We start from the raw sequence: 17,743 nt of genomic DNA on the forward strand, positions 1-17,743 counted from the left end.
GGAGGGACCATGCCGGAGATCGAACGGGACGGCACGCGGATCCACTACGACGACGTGGGCAGCGGCGAGGCGCTGCTGCTCATGCACGGCGGGATCGCCAGCGCCGAGTACTGGCGGCTGGCCGGCTACACCGACGCGCTGGCCGGGGACTTCCGGCTGCTGATGCCGGATTTCCGCGGACACGGGCGAAGCTCGCTGTTCCGCGACCCGTCGCGGTACGGGATCCCGCACGACGTCGCCGACGTGCTGGCCGTGCTCGACGCCGCCGGGGTGGAGCAGGCGACGGCGTGCGGCTGGTCGTGGGGCGGCACCGTGGGGCTGGCGCTGGCCGCGACACACCCGGACCGCGTGCGCGGCGTCGTGGCCATCGGGTCGTCGGGCCGGCACGGCCGGTTCACGGACCTGCCTGCCGGCTTCGGCCGGTTCGCCGACACCGCCGCCCGGATCCGCGCCGAAGGGCTGGCGCCCGCCGCGTCGGACGTGGAGCGGCTGGGTGGGCGGGCCTGGCTGCGGGAGACCTTCCTGGGCGCCGACGCGGCGGCGATCCACGCGTGGTACCTGGGCCAGTTGACGGCGCCGCCGCTCCGCCGGTCGCTGGCGCAGCTGCGGCAGCCGGTCCGGTTCATCGCCGGTGAGGACGAGGTCGCGGTCCTGGACTTCCCCGACCCGTTGTTGCCGCCGCAGGCCGAGCTGCGGGTCCTGGTCGGCGAGAACCATGTGTCGACCTTCCTCCGCCTCGACGTCGTGGTCCCGGCGCTGCGGCAGCTGGCGTCGTCGGCGCCGACGACGCCGGCTGCCGACGTCCGTTCCGGATGACGAGGACCGGCGCCACCGCCGATGTGACACTGGAGCCTCGAGCCGTCCCGGCCGGGCGGCCTGAGCGATCGGGCGGGTGGTACGGGTGGGCCAGGACGATGCGACGGCGGCAGCGAACGAGCCGCCGGTCCCCCCGGCGCTCGCCGCGTTCATGGCGACGGGATGGGCCGACGGCGACGACCCGGGTGAGCTCGCGCCGGTGGCAGCCTGGGCCGCGAAGCGCAGGGCGGCGCTGACCGAGCGGTTCCCCGGCGAGCGGCTGGTCGTCCCGGCCGGTGCGCCCACGAGCCGCAACGTCGACGTCGACCACCGGTTCCGCGCCGACAGCGCCCACGTGTACCTGACCGGAAACCAGGCCAGCGACGCGGTCCTGCTGATGGACGACGGCACGGCGACGCTGTTCGTGCGGCCGCGGGCGCCGCGGTCGGAGCAGGAGTTCTGGCGCGACCGCCGCTACGGCGAGTTCTGGGCCGGGCGCCGCCCGAGCCTGGCCGAGACGCAGCACCGGCTCGGCCTGGACTGCCGGCACCTCGACGAGCTGCCCGCGGCGCTCGCGTCCGGGCCGCCGGCCCGGCTGCTGCGTGGCGTCGACCCCAGGGTGGACGCGCTGGCCGGCACCCTGTCCGACGCGCCGGGGCGGGACGCGGAGCTCGCCGCGGCGATCTCGCAGCTGCGGCTGGTCAAGGACTCCTGGGAGGTCGAGCAGCTGCGCGCGGCCTGCGCCGCCACCGCGCGCGGCTTCGAGGACTGCCTGCGGGAGTGGCCGCAGGTCCTCGCGCACGGCGAGCGCTGGATCGAGGGGACGTTCTGGCGCCGTGCGCGGGTCGAGGGCAACGACGTCGGGTACACCTCGATCGTGGCCTCCGGGCCGCACGCGACGACGTTGCACTGGATCGACGACGACGGCCCGGTGCGGCCGGGTGAGCTCCTTCTGCTGGACATGGGCGTCGAGACCCGGTCGCTGTACACCGCGGACATCAGCCGGACCCTGCCGGTATCGGGCCGCTTCACCGGCCTGCAGCGCGACCTGTACACGCTCGTGCTGCGGGCGCAGGACGCCGGCATCGCCGCCGTACGGCCGGGCGCGCGGTTCCGGGCCTACCACGAGGCGGCCATGACGGTGCTGGCGCACGGGCTCGCCGACCTCGGCCTGCTGCCGGTCAGTGCCGAGCAGGCCCTCGACCCGGAGTCGGCGCTCTACCGGCGCTGGACGCTGCACGGCAGCGGCCACATGCTCGGCCTCGACGTGCACGACTGCACGACGGCGCCCGCCGCCGCGTACGCCGACGGGACGCTCGAGGCCGGCAACGTGCTGACTGTCGAGCCGGGGCTCTACCTGCAGGCCGACGACCTGCTGGTACCCGAGGAGCTGCGCGGCATCGGCATCCGCGTCGAGGACGACCTCCTCGTCACCGACGCGGGCGCGGAGAACCTGTCCGCCGCCCTGCCGCGCGAGCCCGGTGCCGTCGAGACCTGGATGGCCGGGCTGCTGCGTTGACGAAACTCGTCCTCACCGAGCCCGCAGGTGCCGCTCGAACCAGCTGAGCATGCGGGCGGCGAGGTCGACGCGGGCCGGCAGGCGGCGCACGCCGTGGCCCTCCTCGGGGTAGACGACGAGTTCGGTCTCGACGCCGTGGTCGCGCAGGGCGGTGTGGAACTCCGCGGCCTGGGTGGGCGGGGTGCAGCGGTCGCGGGCTCCGGCGACCAGCAACGTCGGCGTGCGGACGGCGCGGGCGTGCCTGACGGGGCTGCGCTCGTGGTAGCGGCCGCCGGCGGCGTAGGGGTCGTCGTCGAGGAAGAGGGCGTCGAAGTGGCCGATGTTAGACGTGAGGTGCTGGCTGTACCAGTTCGTCACCGGGGCGACGGCGACGGCGGCGGCGAACCGGCGGTCCTGGGTGACCAGCCAGCACGACATGAAGCCGCCGTAGCTGCCACCGGTGACACCCAGCCGGGCCGGGTCGGCGATGCCGCGTGCCACCAGGTCGTCGACACCGGACAGGATGTCGTGGGTGTCGGCGCCGCCCATGTCGCCGTAGACGGCGCCGGCGAACTCCTGGCCGCGTCCGGACGACCCGCGCGGGTTCGGGTGCAGGACGGCGAAGCCGCGGCTGACGAGTAGCGGGGTGTAGTCGTAGCCCATGCGCCAGCGGTTGCGGTACGCCCACACCGGACCGCCGTGCACCAGCACGACCAGCGGGAACGGGCCGTCGCCGGCAGGACGGCACAGCACGCCCTCGATCTCCAGCCCGTCCGGGGCGGTCCACCTCACCGCCGCCGCGGTCCCGGCCACCGACGCCAGCCACTCCGCACCCGGATCAGTCAGCGCGGCCAGCTCGGCCGGGGCGCCGCCGGGCGCGACGAGCGTGACGGCGGGCGGCCGGTCATAGCGCTCGAGCAGGAGCGCCGCCGTGCCGTCGGGCGCGAACGCGGCCTCGGGGTAGCGCGCGCCGGAGGACGCGTCGGTGGCGAGCAGCTCGGTGCGGGCCCCGGTCTCGGTGTCGTAGACGCCTGCGACGGTGTCCATCCCGCGCACGCCCACGTAGCCCAGGCGCCGGTCGTCGAGCCACTGCAGCCCGGTGACGTCGACGCCGCCGGTGTCGGCCGCCACGACCGCTCCGGACGCCGGGTCGACCAGCCTCAGGTCGCCGGCGACGATCCACCGGTCGCTGGACAGCGCCTCGACGACCGCGATGCGGCGCCCGCCCGGCGAGCCGGCCGGCCAGCCGAGCTGGGACTGCGGCTTGTACACGACCTCGGCGCCGCCGCCGGTCACGTCCACCGCCACAAGGGCGGCGGTGTACCAGGCGCCCTCGCCGGGGTCGCCCTCGGACGCGACGGCGACGATGCTGTCCGGGCCCAGCCAGGCCGCCTCCCAGACGTTCAGCCCGTGCGGCGACACCCGCCGCACCGTCGCTCCCGCGACGTCGTAGACCCAGGCGCTGCGCCAGGCCGACTCCTCGCCGCCGTCAACGGTGGGCAGCCAGCCCGGGCCGTCGTCGGACCGCACGGAGTGCGTCCCGGAGCCCTGGCCGCCGGCGAGGTCGGCGCCCAGACCCGCGACGCCCAGCAGGATCCGACCGCCGTCGGGCGACCAGGCGCAGTACTCCACCGTGCCGTCGGGTCGCGGCGCCGAGACGGCCTCGCCCAGCCCGTCCCGCAGCAGGTACAGGCCGAACACGCCCTCGTCGGCCCGGTCGGACAGAAACGCGATCGTGTTCCCGTCCGGCGACCAGCGGGGGCAGCGGTCATTGCCGGGGCCGCCGGTCAGCACGCGCAGGCCGTCGCCGTCCGCCACCGCGACCCTGGTCGACCCCAGGCCCTCCAACTTCTCCAGGACGGTGCCGGTGACGGCGACGGCGCGGCCATCGGGCCGCAGCGAGGGCTCCGCTACGCCGGTCACGCGGCCGAACCCGGGCTCCAGCCAGCGCCGGAAGAACTCCTCGACGTTGCGGTAGGTGTCGCCGTCGCGGATGTCGCGGTCCATGGTCACTCCGGTGCCGAGATGATCGGACGGACGGGCAGAGCGTCGCGGTCGACGACGACGCCGTCCTTCATGACGTCCACGATGCGGCGGTAGTTCCGCACGTCGTCGAGCGGGTCCCCGTCGAGGATGAGCAGGTCGGCCCGCTTGCCGGGTTCCAGGGTGCCCAGCTCGTCGCCGACGTGGTACGCCTCCGCGGTGTAGCGGGTGGCGGACAGCAGCGCCTCCATCGGCGCCATCCCGAGCTCGGTCACCGCCTCGAGCCAGTAGAAGTGACCTTCGCCGAAGTGCTGCGAGTGGTCGACGACGCCACGCAGCCGGGCCAGCGCCGGATGCCTGCGCAGCCGGGGCCCCATCAGCGCGCCGTCGACGGTGAGCAGCAGGCGGGCGCCCGCGTCGATCAGCCGGCGGTCGTTGCCGGCGGCGGCCGGGCTGAGGCCGACCGTCCGCCACCACTCGGGGCCGTGCTCCTGGACCCAGGCCCGGTACCGCTTCGTCGGCACGATCGCGGCGATCGGCAGGCCGCGGCCGGCAATGGCCGCGACGAGGTCGTCGGGCATCGGCTCCTTGCCGGTGATGTTGCCGTGTTGGAGCAGGTCGGCACCCGCCTCGATCTCCATCCGCAGGCTCTCGACGGTGATGGTGTGGGCCTGGACGGTGATGCCGGCCCGGTGCCCCTCCTCGACGATCGCCCGCTGCGCCGTCTCGGAGAACAACAGCACCGGGGTCGTGTGTCCGCAGGCGCCGTACTTGATGAAGTCGACGTCCGAGCGCTCGATGTACTCCCGGACCCGCCGGCGGATGCCGTCGGCGGTCAGCCACATCAGGTCCTGGCCGACGCCCTGCTCCCATTCCCGGTTGACCCGGTCGACGATCTCCGGCCCGAGGAAGTCGCCCGGCGACTGGAAGTCGGAGGAGAACGGCCCGCCGAAGCCGATGATGTTGCCGGCGACGAACATCCGGCTGCCGACGATCTCGCCGCGGTTGATCCGGTCGCGCACGGCGGTCAGCGGCCGGAGCGGACCCCAGGTGTCGAACACCGTGGTGATGCCGGCCTTCAGCGCGACCTGCGCCGCCTCCTCGACGACCTGGTCGTAGCGGCCCTCGTGCTCGAGGATGACGTCCGGGAACGCGGAGAACAGGTGCGCGTTCGCGTCCATCAGGCCGGGGACGACGTGCCGCCCGGTGGCGTCGATCATCGTCGCCGAGCCGGGGAGCACCGTCTCGCGGGCCGGTGTCACCGACACGATCCGCTCGCCGTCGATCAGCACGACGGCGTCGCGCAGCGGCGGGCGCCCGGTGCCGTCGACGACGGTGGCGCCGGCGATGGCCGTGAGTGTCATGAGAGCCCTCCTGTCGTTCGCCGTCACTGCTCGAGCACCCGAAGGCTGGTCGCCACGGGCCCGCGGTACTGGATCTCCGCCTCGGCCCCGCGGAGGAACCAGGGTTCGCTGGCGTTGGACACCGGCACGAGGTCGAGCTCGCCGATGATCGCCCGTTCCGCCTCGTTCCAGGCCGCGCAGGCGTCGGGCGGCGTCATCGTGATCGCCTCGGCGGCGAGCCGGTCGTACTCCGGGTTGTCCAGGTGCATGATGTTGAGGCCGTCCGGCGGCACCGGGCCGGACAGGTAGGGGACCATCTGGCTGGGCAGGATGAACTCCCAGCCGGAGAGGTAGACGTCCCAGTTGCTCGTCTGGTAGAGCACCTCGGTGGCCGCCGTGGAGCTGTAGCCGGGCAGTTCGACCTGCACGCCGATCGCCTCCCACTGCTGGGCGAGGTACTCCGCGGTCGGCCGCTGGTACTCCGACGTGACGGTGAAGTACACCAGGTCGATCGCCAGCGGGCGGCCGTCCTTGGTCCGCGTGCCGTCGGGGCCGCGGACCCAGCCGGCCTCGTCGAGCAGCGACTCGGCCGCCGCCACGTCGTACTCGGGCACCAGGCCGTCGGCAGTGTCGGCCGCGCAGACCGAGAAGTCGAACGGCAGCAGGCCGGTCGCGGCGCTGCCGTGGCCGCCCGTGCTGACCTTGACCACCTCGGCGAGGTCGATCGCGCTCACGAGGGCCTCCCGGACCCGACGATCGGCGAGGATCCGCTCCGCGGAGTGGTTGAACGACAGCCACGAGCCGCTGGTCTCCCAGTCGACGCGCTCCAGCGGCGCCGCGTCGAGCCTGTCCACGTCGGGGCCGGTGACCTGGGCGAGGTTCAGCTCGCCCGCGAGCAGCAGGTTGGCCGTGGTGGTCGCGCTCTCGATGAACCGCACCACCACGGTCTTCGGCACCCCGGGCTCCGCGGTCGTCGCGCCCTCGGGTCCCCAGGCGTAGTCGTCGCGCCGCGTGAACGTGGCGCTCTGACCGGGCACCACCTCGGTGAGCACGAACGGGCCGGTGCCGTCGGAGCCGGCCTTCAGCAGCTCGCGGTCGCGCATGCCGTTGGCGCAGACGATGGGCAGCCGGCCGATGGTCTCGAGCAGGAACCCGTACGGCTCCGCCGTCGTGACCTCCACCGTGCCGGACGTGTCGTCGCCGGTCGCCGTCACCGGGACCGTCGGCGTGTGGAAGCCGTACATGGCCGACTGGTTCGCCGGGTCGCTGACGTAGGCGATCGCGTCGGCGACCTGGCCGGCGGTCAGCGGCGAGCCGTCGGAGCAGGTGACGTCGTCGCGGAGGGTGAACGCGGCCGACGACGCGTCGACCGTCCACTCCGCGGCCAGGCCGGTCACGAACTCGCCGTTGGAGCGCTGGTTCACCAGCGAGTCGTAGACGAGGTAGTTCAGGGCGGTGATCCCGGCGCCGGTGGCCGGGTACGGGTCCCAGCTGTCCGGCGCGTAGTTGAACGCGATGGTCAGGGTGCCGTCCGTGGCGTAGCTCGCTTCGCCGGGGGAGGCGGACGAGCCGGACGGGCCGGACGACGCGCCGCACGCGGCGACGAGCACGGTCGTCAGCAGGGCGAGCGGCGGCAATGGCGACCGCGGCATGGCGATCCTCCTTCAGCAGCGTGGCTGGCCCCTGACTGTAGGGACGGCGACGGCGCCCGGATATGCTCTGCGGCCGCAAAGACGGCGGCCCGATTCGCGCGATCCGCGAACCGGTGGGCCGGGTCCGGCGGCTCAGTCGGCCGGGCGGCCCATCACGTCGCGCAGGACCCGCAGCGTGTTGCCGCCCAGCACCTTGCGCACGTCGTCCTCGGCGAAGCCGCGCCGCAGCATCGCCTCGGTGACCTTCGGCAGGTCCGACGGCCGGGCGACCTCAGCCGGCGCCGTGCCGGTGGGGAGGCCCGGCGGAAGGATCCAGCCGCCGAACACCTGCTGGTAGTAGTCGTCGATGAAGTCCGGCCCGAGGCCGACGTGGTCGATGCCGGCGGTCTCGGCGACGTGCTCGATGTGGTCCACGACGCGGTCCGCCGTCGGTGTGGTGGCGTCGATGAAGAACGGGATGGCCGCCGCGATGCCGACGACGCCGCCGAGCTCGGCGATCCGCTTGACCTGGGCGTCGCCGAGGTTGCGATGGCTGTCCGTGAGCGCGAGGCAGGCCGAATGGGTGGCCAGCAGCGGCCGGGTGGCGCGGTCGAGCACGTCCTCGACGCCGGCCAGGCCGAGGTGGCTGATGTCGAAGACGACGCCCAGCCGCTCCATCGCGGTGAAGACCTCGACTCCCTCGGGCGTGAGCCCGCCGCGCGACGTGTCGTCCAGGCCGCTGCCGTCGGCGAGGAACGTGCGGCCGAAGTGCGCGAGCGAGACCACCCGCACGCCGACCCGGGCCAGCGTGTGGATCAGCGCCGGATCCTGCCCGATCGCGTGCGCCCCCTCCAGCGCGATGACCAGCGCGACCCGTCCGCTCGCCACCGCGGCGTCGACGTCGGCTCCGGTCAGGCAGAGCGCCACGTCGTCGGCGTGCTCGTCGGCGAGCCGGTGGATCCGCTCGATCAGCAGGAGGGTCCGGCGCAGCGCGCCCTCGGACTGGAACTGCTCCTCGATGCAGATGGGCAGCACCTGCACGTCGACGCCGCCCGCCCGCAGCTCCGGCAGCCAGAAGTCGGCGAAGTGGCCAGGCTGCTCACGCCGGTCGAAGTGGTCCACCAGCAGGATGAGGTCGTTGTGGGTGTCGACGACGACGGCGTCGCGGTGCAGGTCGGCTGCGTCCATCGTGGGGTGGTCCTCCAGGTCAGAGCCGGCCGGCGACGACCGGCAGGAGCAGGTGGGACGGGTACTCCCGGTCGTGGTGAACCAGCTGCTCGGCCGCGACCGGCGGGCCGGGCTCGCCGCCGCGGTTGGCGTTGCGGTCGTACTTGGGGAAGTCGGCGGAGGAGATGTCGAGGCGAATGCGGTGACCGGCGGCGAACCGGTTGGCAGTGGCGCACATGTCGATCTCCAGACGGTACACGCGGCCCGGCTCCAGTAGTTCCGGCTCGCCGTCGAGGTCACGGTAGCGGGCCCGCAGCAGGCCGCTCTGCAGCTGGATCGCGCGTCCGTCGGGGAACACGTCGCAGAGCCGGGCCACGAAGTCGGTGTCGACCGCGCTCGAGGCGGCGTACAGGACCAGCCGCAGCGGGCCCACCACGTCGACGTCGTCCAGCAGCACATCCGTCGTGTAGGTGAGCACGTCGGCGCGGCGCTGGACGGCGTTGACGTCGACGCTGCCGGGCGGGTAGCGATAGGACACGATGCTGCCCCCGACGGTCGGCGTGGGATCGTCGGGGTCGTAGACGTACCGGTCGGGGACGGTGGCCGCGCCGGGGGCGTCAGTCCTCAGCGTGCCGCGCGGGCCGAGGTGCAGCGCCACCGTCCGCGCGCCCGGGACGGGCCACGCGCCGGCGCTGCGCCACTCGTTCGCGCCCATCAGGTAGTAGACGACCGCCGGCCACTCGTCGATCCGGCCCTCGCGGACGGCGTCGTACCAGCGCAGCACCGCCTCGGCGTTCGTCGGCGTGCCGTACGCGTGGTGCAGCTCCGGGTGCTCGGCCATGCCCTCGTGGTAGCCGGGCTGGTTGTGCGCGCTGGGCGCGACGAACAGCCGGCTGCCGGTGCGCACCGGCTCCGGCGCGGCCCGCATCAGCAGCTCCCAGGTCGCCAAGGCGTCGTTGAGTCCCCAGTCGTACCAGCCGGTGCGCAGCAGCACCGGCGCGTGGAAGGACCGGACCAGCTCGGCAGGGTCCGGATGCGGCAGCGTGTGCGCATCGTGGGAGATGCGCTGCCCGAACACCGACGGCAGCGACTCGACGTCGACGGTGGTGACCGCCGGCGACCCGGTGGCGACGCGGACGAAGGCGGCCCGCTCGGCGCAGCTCATCGCGCAGTACAGCTCCCACAGCCTCCGCTGGCGTTCACCGGGCGAGAGCGACCGCAGCTGCGGGTAGCGCTCCAGCAGCCGCTCCGGGACCGGCTGGTACAGCGGCTCGTTGAAGTACCCGCCGGCCAGCGTCTCGGCGGCGACGTGCTCCTCCATCTCGGTGAGATGCAGGGCGACCTTGCCCTCGCCCTTGCCGACGACCCGCGCATAGGCGTCGAGGAACATGTAGTAGTGCGCGGTGTTGACGGCGACGCCCAGGCCGCTCACCTCCGGCACGATGGTGGACATCGCCGGATGCATGGCCATCTGCCACTGCGTCTGGCCCACGTACGACCCGCCGCACGCGCCGACGAACCCGTCGGACCAGTCCTGCCGGGCGATCCACTCGACGAGGTCGTAGCCGTCGTCGGGCTCGTACATGTAGTAGTCCCAGATGTCCGGCTCGCTGTCGCCGGTGCCGCGCACGTCCTGGGAGACGACGGCGTAGCCGCGGCGCGCGAAGGACAGGAAGGCGCCGGCGATCGGATCGGCGCCGCGGCCGTACGGCGTCCGCATGGCGACGACCGGCGCCGGCAGCTCCGGCGGCAGCCACACGTCGGTGGCCAGCCGGACGCCGTCGCGCATCGTCACCAGCTCGGTGCGCACGTCGATCTGCGCGACGGCGAACCGCGGCGGTGTCAGCAGGGCGCTGCGCCGCAGTGCCCGGGCCAGCTCCGGCGCGGTCTCGGTGAGAAGGGGCGAAAGGCTCCCGGCGACGGTGTCGGCGCTCATGCTCCGATGGTGCCGCCACGGGCGGCCGCGGTCGTCGTCGCCGGCGCAGAGCCTGCGACGGTCCCTTCGTGGCCGGCGACGAACCGGCCGCTCCCGATTCACCCGGCTGGCGGGCGCCGGAGGTCGTTCGCGACCGGTCAGCGCGTCGTCGCCTCGTCGGAGGACGGCGGGATGGTCGGTCGCGTCACAGGCACAACGGTGAGAAGACCGGTGAGCCCGTTGACGTCATCGGGATTCGTCGTGAACAGGGGCAGCTCCTCAGCGATCGCGGTGGCGGCGATCATCAGGCCGGCCACGCGACGTCTCGGCTTGCGGCCGGCGCTGATGACAGCTGCACAGACGCGCCCGTAGACGCGAGCCGTCTCCGCGTCGAACGGAATCGGGTCGAACTCGTTCTCGGCACGCTGGAGAACGTCGAGCCTTCGGGCGCGCTCAGCGTATTCGCCGTACTCGGCCTGCGCGTCGTCGTGCGGATTTCATGGGGACGCTCCTCGGGTCCACCCACCTGCGCACGATCATGATGGTGGTGTCCAGCAGCCCCGGTCGTACTCAACGCGCATGGGGATCGTGCATGTCCTGGTCGGCCGCAGCCTCCTGGCCGGCCCGGAACGCCTCGAGAGACACATCGGGAGCGCTCCGGGACTGGTCGAGCATGAGCGCGAGGCCGTCCGCGAGCGACTCGGTCAGGTCGAGGTCGAGGTCGTAGGTCGCGGTGGCGGCGATGCCGTTGATCAGGCACTGGGTCAGCGTCACCATGCGCTCCAGCGGGAGGGGCGGGACGGGCCGGCCGGCCATGCTGGCCACCAGGACGTCGCGCACGATGTCGCGAGCCTCGTCGTTGAGCTCGACCAGCCGCGGTCCGAGGGAGTCGTCGCGCATGGCCTCGGCGACGAACTCGTAGCCGGCGATCGTCCACGCCTTCTCCGGCTGCAGCTCGGCCCAGACGATCTCGGCGACCGTGGTGACCGGAAGCCTGTCGTGGACGCCGCGCAGTGCCGCCTCGAGCCGCCGCCCGCGGGCCAGCATGCGCCGCTCGGTGACCGCCAGGAACAGCTGCGCCTTGCTGGCGAAGTTCGAGTAGAGGGCACCGATGGTGTAGCCGGCCTCTGCCGCGATCTCGTTGATGGAGGCGCCGCGGTAGCCCTTCGCGACGAACACCTCTTCCGCGGCGACCAGCACGTTCTCGCGGGTGACCGACCGGACGCGCTTCGGGGCGGCGCCGGTGCCGCGTTGGGTCCGGGTGCTCATCCGCTCCGCGCCTCCTCGTTGACAGGGTGTTCAGCCCGGGTGGATAGTGACGCTATTTAGTAGCGCCACTATATCGCTCCGTTGCGATAGATCAACCGCTCGAGTGGGAGGTGATCCCGCCGTGACCACTGGCGTCGCGCGCGCCGCCGAGCCCGGCGGCCCGAGTCCCGACCGATCGCTCACCAGTCTGGCCCGGGTGCTCGACGAGCTCGGGACGACGCTGCTCAACCTCGTCGTGGGGGAGGGCAGGCTGTCCTCGTCGGTCGGCGGGGTGGGCATCCACGACCCGCACGACGACTCGCCGCTGCCGCCCGCGTCGCTGGTCCTCGGGGTCGGCGTGCACGAGCCGCACCAGGTGGCGGCGCTACTGCTGCAGCTGGGCAAGGCCGACGCCGTCGGGCTCATCGTCCGCACGCCGCTGGTGATCGACGAGACCATCCGGATGGCCTCCGACGTCTCCGGCGTCGCCCTGCTGGCGCTGGCGCGCGGGGCGTCGTGGACGCAGGTGGCGGCGCTGCTGCGTTCGGTCCTCGCCGAGACCGAGGTCGGCGGCGGCCGTGCCGACTCCGTCATCGAGATGCCGGCCGGCGACCTGTTCACCCTGGCCAACGCCGTCAGCGCGCTGGTCGACGCGCCCATCACCATCGAGGACCTCGACTCGCGGCTCATCGCGTTCTCCAGCGGCCAGGACGACCTGGACCCGCTGCGGTTCGAGACCATCCTCGGCCGGCGCTGCCCGGCGCGGTTCCGGACCATGCTCGAGGAGCGCGGCGTGTTCACCGCCATCTACCGCAGCGCGGAGCCGATCCGGGTCGAGATGCCCGACGTGCTCCCGCGCATCGCGGTCGCGATCCGCGCGGGCGACGAGGTGCTCGGCTCGATGTGGGCGGTGACGGAGGCGCTGACCGACCAACGGCGGACGGCGTTCACCGAGGCCGCCGCGCTGGTGGCGCTGCACATGCTGCGGCAGCGAGCCGGCGCCGACGTACACCGCCGGCTGCGCACCGACCTGGTCGCGACGGTGCTCGGTGGCGGTGCGAGCGCGGGTGAGGCGGCCCGCCAGCTGGACCTCGCCGCGGGCCCGGCCGTCGTCCTGGCGCTGTGCACCCTGCCCGCGGACCCGCCCGTGCCGGCCGCCCGCGCCGAGGCGGACCTGCAGCGCAGCTCCGACGCGTTCGCCCTGCACCTGGCCACCGTCCATCCGGGCTCGGCCTGTGGCCTGGTCCGCGGTGTCGTGTACGGCATCCTCCCCGTTCCCGCCGACGCCGAGGACGGCGAGGATCGCGCCGTCCGCATCGCCCACGCGTTCCTCCAGCGGACCGGCGAGCGGATCGCCTTCGGCATCGGCATCGGCCGGACGGTGCGCACCGTCGCCGACCTCGCCCAGTCGCGTCTCGACGCCGACCGCGCCCTGCGCGTCGTCCGGTCCGGCCGTGCCGCCGGGCCGGTCGTGCGCATCTCCGACGTCTACGCGGCGGCGCTGTTGCTGGAGCTGTCCGACCTCGTCGCCATGGACATCGGGCTACCCGACGGGCCGATCCGCCGGCTCATCGAGTACGACGCGGAGCACCACTCGCACCTGGCGCTGAGTCTGCGCGCCTGGCTCGACGCCTTCGGCGACGTCAACGCCGCGGCGACCGCCGTGCACGTGCACCCGAGCACGTTCCGTTACCGCCTGCGCCGGCTCACCGAGGTCGGTGGCCTGAATCTCGACGACGGTGACCAGCGGTTCACCGCGATGCTGCAGCTCCGCCTCCTCGACGTCTGAGGCATGCACCGGTGGTAGAGCGGGAGAACGCCCGGTGAGGTACGCGCTTCGGCCCGAAGACCTCTTGACGGGCCGGCTCGATAACGCCATTATCAGATAACGTCATTATCGCGATAACGACGCTATCGAACGGCGGGCACCGATGGGCACAGATCTGGCGAGGAGCAAGGGCCGGCGGCGGGCGGCGACGCGGGAACAGGTGCTCACGTCCGCCGAGACGGGGTTCCTGGAGCGGGGGTTCCACGGAGCCTCGGTGGAGTGGCTGGCGTCCCGGGCGGGATACACGACCGGCGCGATCTACTCCAGCTTCCGCGACAAGGCCGGCCTGTTCCTCGCGGTGCTCGAACGGCGGCACCAGGCCCAGATCGAGCTGTGGCGCGCCGCGGCCGCCGCCGACGACGCCGAGCACGCCGTCGTCGCGCTCGTCAAGGGCCAGATCGAGGACCCGATGTACCTGCGGTGGTTCATCGCGTACCACGAGTTCCTGGCGTCGTCCATGCGCGACCCGGAGCTCAGGTCGACGCTGCGCACGCAGTTCCGCCACTTCTCGCACGAGTTCGAGGTGGCCATGCAGCCGCTGGCCAGCAGCAGCTCGCTGCCGGCCAAGGAGTTCGCCGAGCTGGTCCGGGCGGCCTCGAACGGGCTGGCCCTGTTCGAGGTCATCGAGCAGACCGACGACCGCGCGGACCTGATGACCGCGCTGCTGGCCCGGCTCACCGGCTGATCTCGCTCAGAACGTCGCTCGACCCGGTTCGATCCCCTACGTGGTGAGGAGCCAACGATGATGCTCGCGCGCGCGATCCCAGCGGTGTGCGCCGGCTTGCCGATCGCCCTGGTTGCGGCCTGCGGCAGCACCGCCGACCAGGCGGCGAGCGACGGCGGGGCGTTCGTTCTCGCCGTCACCGACGACACACAGAACCTCGATCCGCACGGACCGGCCAGCTCGGTCGGTCTGGTCATCCAGACGTCCAGGCTGCTCTACGACCCGCTGGTCAACGTGGCGGCCGACGGCGCCGTCCTCCCCGGGATCGCGCAGACGTGGACGGAGTCCGGCTCGGCGGTCACGTTCACCCTGCGCGACGACGTCACCTGCAGTGACGGCACGCCGATGACCGCGGCGATCGTCAAGGACAACCTCGACTACGTCCTCGACCCGGCGAACGAGTCGGCGGTGCGGGGGATCCGGGTCCCGGCCGACGCCGTGGTGTCCGCCGACGATGCGCACACGCTGACGGTGTCGACGTCGGCTCCGTCGGAGTTCCTGCTCGCGCAGCTGTCAGGCCTCGGCATCGTGTGTCCCGGTGGCCTGGGCGATCGCACGACGCTCGTCCGTGGCGCCGACGGCACCGGTCCTTACACCATCAGTGAGGCCGTGCCCGGCAGCGAGTACCGCCTCACCCGCAGGGACGGCTACGCGTGGGGCCCGGACGGCGAGCCCGGCGGCCCGCTCCCGGAGTCGCTGGTGGTGCGCATCGTCGAGAACGAGTCGACGACGGCGAACCTCCTGCTCGACGGCGAGGTCGACGCCGCGGAGATCCGCGGGCCGGACCGGGAGCGGCTGAACGCGGCCGGCCTGACGCCGATCGCCTTCCGCGAGCCCGTGGGGCAGGTCTGGTTCAACCAGAGGGCCGGCCGGCTCTTCGAGGACGAGGCGCTGCGGGTCGCCGTCCTGCAGAGCATGGACCTCGACGAGGCGGCCCGAGTGGCGACCCGAGGGACGGGCGTGACGTCGCAGGGCCTGCTGTCCGAGCCGCTGGTCTGCGGCGGCGTCGACCCGTCCGCCGCGCTGCCCGGCCACGACCCCGCGGCCGCCGAAGCCGTCCTGGCCGGCCGCCCGCTCGCGGTGACGCTCATGTACCCGACCTCGCTCGGATCGGATGTGAAGGCCGCCATCGAGCTGGTGGCCGCCGGCCTCGGTGACGCCGGGATCGCCACGACGCTCAAGCCGGTCACCGACGCGCAGCTGGGCCCGACGCTGTTCGAGACCGGGGACTGGGACATCTTCTGGGGCAAGACCGATGTCCAGATCCCCACGCAGCTGCTGCCCTACGTCTCCGGCGCCGAACCGCCGGACGGCTCCAACTTCGCCGGCGTCGACAACGCCACGATGGACGCCTTCGCCGAGTCGATGGGCTCCGGCGACACCTGTGCCGCGTGGAACGAGGCGGAGCTGGCGCTGTACGACGCCGCATCCGTGGTCCCGCTCGCCGACGTCGAGGTGCCGATCTTCGCCAACGGCGCCTCCTTCGAGGTGATCGGCACGCAGGGCGGGCTGATCGTGCCGACGTCGATCCGGGTGGAGTGAGCGGCCGCATGGACATCACACTCGGGCGGCCGGCCGCGGACCTCGCCGGGATGACGCCGGTCGACGCCCTGGACCTGGCGCTGGTCAACGACGCGGGGCTCGTGCCGGGCCAGGACCTCGGCTTCTACTGCCTGGTGCGGACGACCCGCGACCTGGAGGAGGTCCGCAGCCTCTGGCTGTTCGGCCGGGACGGCTCAGACCGCCGCCAGGTCGCCCCTGAGCTGGTCGATCCGCGCTACGCCGCGGCGTCGCCGGACGGGCGGTTCCTCGCCGTACTGGCGGCGGTCGACGGCCGCGACCAGCTCTACCTGGTGCCGCTCGACGGCGGGCCGGCCCGGCCGCTGACCGCCCTGCCGCAGGGGGTGTCGGGGCGGCCGGCCTGGTCGCCGGACGCGCGGTCGATCGCGTTCGCGGCCGGCCCGGCCGAGCGTCCCGGCCGGCTGCCGTACCGGGTCGAGCGCTCACCGTACCGTTTCGACGGCCTGGGCCACCTGGACGACGTCGTCACCGATCTCTACGTGGTCGACGTCGCGGACGCCGCGGTGCGCCGGCTCACCCACGAGCGCTGCATGGACGGCGATCCTCGCTGGTCGCCGGACGGGAGGTGGCTGTGCTACCTCGCCTCGTTCCCGCCGGACCGGGTCTGGACCGGCCTGCCCGAGCTGCGGGTGGTGTCCGTCGACGACGGCGTGGCCCGGACCCTGGCCGGCGGCTGGGGCGGCGTCTTCGCGGCGGAATGGTGCCCGGACGGGCGGCGCATCGCGTTCGTGGGTTGCCCAGAGGGCTACTTCCTCACGCAGCGGCTCGATCTGTGGACGCTCGACGTCGCGACGGGTGCGATCGAGTGCCGGACGGCGGGGGTCGCGGCCGGCATCGGGGTGCGGGTCCAGGCCGATCTTCCGGTGTGGGCGGACCTCTCCGCGCCGCGGATCCGGATCCGCGGCGACGACGCCTACCTCTCCGGCCAGGCCGGCGGCGACGTCCTCGTGGTCCGGGTGGCGCTGGGCGGCCCGGAGTCCGTCGTGCCGCTCACCTCACCCGGAGGCTCGGGCTACCTCCTGGACGTCTCCGGCGACGGCGCGGTGCTGTACGCCGCCACGTCGTTCGTCCGGCCGCCGGAGCTCATGCTCGGCGCCACCCGGATCACCAGCGACAACGACGACCTCGTCACCCGTCTGGTGACTCCGGACGTGCGGCACCTCACGGCGACGGCCGCCGACGGCGTGCAGACCGACGTGTGGGCGCTGACGCCACCCGGTGACGGTCCATGGCCCACCGTCCTCTACATCCACGGCGGTCCGTACGGCGCGTTCGGCAGCACCTACATGATCGACTTCCAGCTGCTGGCAGGCGCCGGGTTCGCCGTCGTCGCGCACAACTTCCGCGGCTCGCACGGCTACGGCGCCGAGTTCTCGGAACTGATCCGTGGCGAGTGGGGGCCGGCCGGTGCGCTGGACCACCATGCGGCGGTCGACGAGGCGATCCGCGCCGGCATCGCCGATCCGGACCGGCTCGGCGTCTGCGGGTACTCCCACGGCGGCTTCGCGACCTGCTGGCTGGCCGGCACGTCCGGCCGGTTCAAGGCCGCGGTCGCGGAGAATCCGGTGACCAGCTGGACGACCAGCTACGGCACCAACGACTGGAACTGGTTCGTCGCCGAGGAGATGGGCGGTGCGCCCAGCGAGCTGCCGCAGCGCTATGCGGAACAGTCGCCGCTGACCTACGCGGCGGCGTGCACGACGCCGCTGCTGTTCGTCGTCGGCGAGAACGACCTGCGCTGCCCGCCGAGCGAGTCCGAGCAGTACTACCACGAACTGCGGCGCCGAGGCGTGCCCACCGCGATGCTCAGGCTGCCGCACTGCTCCCACCTCGGCGCCTGGGACGGGCCGGTGGCGGCGAGGGTCGCGCAGAACGAGGCGCTGGTCGACTGGTTCACCCGGTATCTCGCCTGACGGCCGCGTTCGTCGGTGGCACGCACGGCCGAGCCGCCGGTTCCCTCTGCCTGACGAGGACTTCCCGGCGCCCGGCCGACACCATCGAGTGCACCGGCCCAGGGCCGGCGTACGTCC

At 73.2% G+C, this 17,743-nt stretch carries 12 protein-coding genes and 1 pseudogene; 6 read left to right on the plus strand and 7 right to left on the minus strand.

The genetic code is table 11. From position 1 onward, the window contains the following. The first annotated feature begins 9 nt into the window (after window positions 1-9). Together E1212_RS06150 and E1212_RS06155 are read left to right on the plus strand one after the other, a co-directional pair. On the plus strand, window positions 10-816 hold the full coding sequence (locus E1212_RS06150) for an alpha/beta fold hydrolase (RefSeq protein WP_162605343.1): 807 nt from the start codon (window positions 10-12) through the stop codon (window positions 814-816). 85 nt (window positions 817-901) lie between these two features. Then, window positions 902-2,314, plus strand: coding sequence for an aminopeptidase P family protein (locus tag E1212_RS06155; protein ID WP_203416488.1), 1,413 nt, complete (start codon window positions 902-904; stop codon window positions 2,312-2,314). Window positions 2,315-2,326: 12 nt separating this feature from the next. Here the strand turns inward: E1212_RS06155 and E1212_RS06160 are convergent, their stop codons facing one another. The 7 genes and pseudogenes from E1212_RS06160 to E1212_RS06190 all read right to left on the minus strand — a co-directional run bounded on the left by E1212_RS06160 (window position 2,327) and on the right by E1212_RS06190 (window position 11,601). Further along, window positions 2,327-4,300, minus strand: a complete 1,974-nt coding sequence (locus tag E1212_RS06160) for a S9 family peptidase (RefSeq protein ID WP_131980401.1) — start codon at window positions 4,298-4,300, stop codon at window positions 2,327-2,329. 2 nt (window positions 4,301-4,302) lie between these two features. After that, window positions 4,303-5,640 (minus strand): amidohydrolase family protein, encoded by a 1,338-nt coding sequence (locus E1212_RS06165; protein WP_131980403.1) that lies wholly within the window; start codon window positions 5,638-5,640, stop codon window positions 4,303-4,305. 23 nt (window positions 5,641-5,663) lie between these two features. After that, window positions 5,664-7,271 (minus strand): ABC transporter substrate-binding protein, encoded by a 1,608-nt coding sequence (locus tag E1212_RS06170; protein WP_131980405.1) that lies wholly within the window; start codon window positions 7,269-7,271, stop codon window positions 5,664-5,666. A gap of 132 nt (window positions 7,272-7,403) precedes the next feature. Continuing rightward, on the minus strand, window positions 7,404-8,438 hold the full coding sequence (locus tag E1212_RS06175; protein ID WP_131980407.1) for a dipeptidase: 1,035 nt from the start codon (window positions 8,436-8,438) through the stop codon (window positions 7,404-7,406). 19 nt (window positions 8,439-8,457) lie between these two features. Continuing rightward, entirely contained in the window at window positions 8,458-10,353 is a 1,896-nt protein-coding gene (locus E1212_RS06180) for a CocE/NonD family hydrolase (RefSeq protein ID WP_131980409.1), read from the minus strand. A 137-nt stretch (window positions 10,354-10,490) separates the two neighbouring features. Then, window positions 10,491-10,913, minus strand: a pseudogene (locus tag E1212_RS31020) (PIN domain-containing protein). Continuing rightward, window positions 10,903-11,601 (minus strand): TetR/AcrR family transcriptional regulator, encoded by a 699-nt coding sequence (locus tag E1212_RS06190; RefSeq protein WP_131980411.1) that lies wholly within the window; start codon window positions 11,599-11,601, stop codon window positions 10,903-10,905. The pseudogene E1212_RS31020 and the gene E1212_RS06190 overlap by 11 nt, the downstream one beginning before the upstream one ends. A gap of 121 nt (window positions 11,602-11,722) precedes the next feature. Between E1212_RS06190 and E1212_RS06195 the strand changes: the two genes are divergently transcribed. The 4 genes from E1212_RS06195 (at window position 11,723) to E1212_RS06210 (ending at window position 17,626) form a co-directional block, all read left to right on the plus strand. After that, a complete protein-coding gene (locus E1212_RS06195; RefSeq protein WP_131980413.1) occupies window positions 11,723-13,369 on the plus strand; it encodes a PucR family transcriptional regulator in 1,647 nt (548 codons plus the stop codon). A gap of 142 nt (window positions 13,370-13,511) precedes the next feature. Next, a complete protein-coding gene (locus tag E1212_RS06200; protein WP_131980415.1) occupies window positions 13,512-14,093 on the plus strand; it encodes a TetR/AcrR family transcriptional regulator in 582 nt (193 codons plus the stop codon). A gap of 57 nt (window positions 14,094-14,150) precedes the next feature. Continuing rightward, complete coding sequence (locus E1212_RS06205) at window positions 14,151-15,674, plus strand: ABC transporter substrate-binding protein (protein WP_131980417.1); 1,524 nt, start codon at window positions 14,151-14,153, stop codon at window positions 15,672-15,674. 8 nt (window positions 15,675-15,682) lie between these two features. After that, window positions 15,683-17,626, plus strand: coding sequence for a S9 family peptidase (locus E1212_RS06210; RefSeq protein ID WP_131980419.1), 1,944 nt, complete (start codon window positions 15,683-15,685; stop codon window positions 17,624-17,626). Window positions 17,627-17,743 lie beyond the last annotated feature (117 nt).

The sequence above is a fragment of the Jiangella ureilytica genome (assembly GCF_004348545.1).
GTDB classification, from domain to species: Bacteria; Actinomycetota; Actinomycetes; order Jiangellales; family Jiangellaceae; genus Jiangella; species Jiangella ureilytica.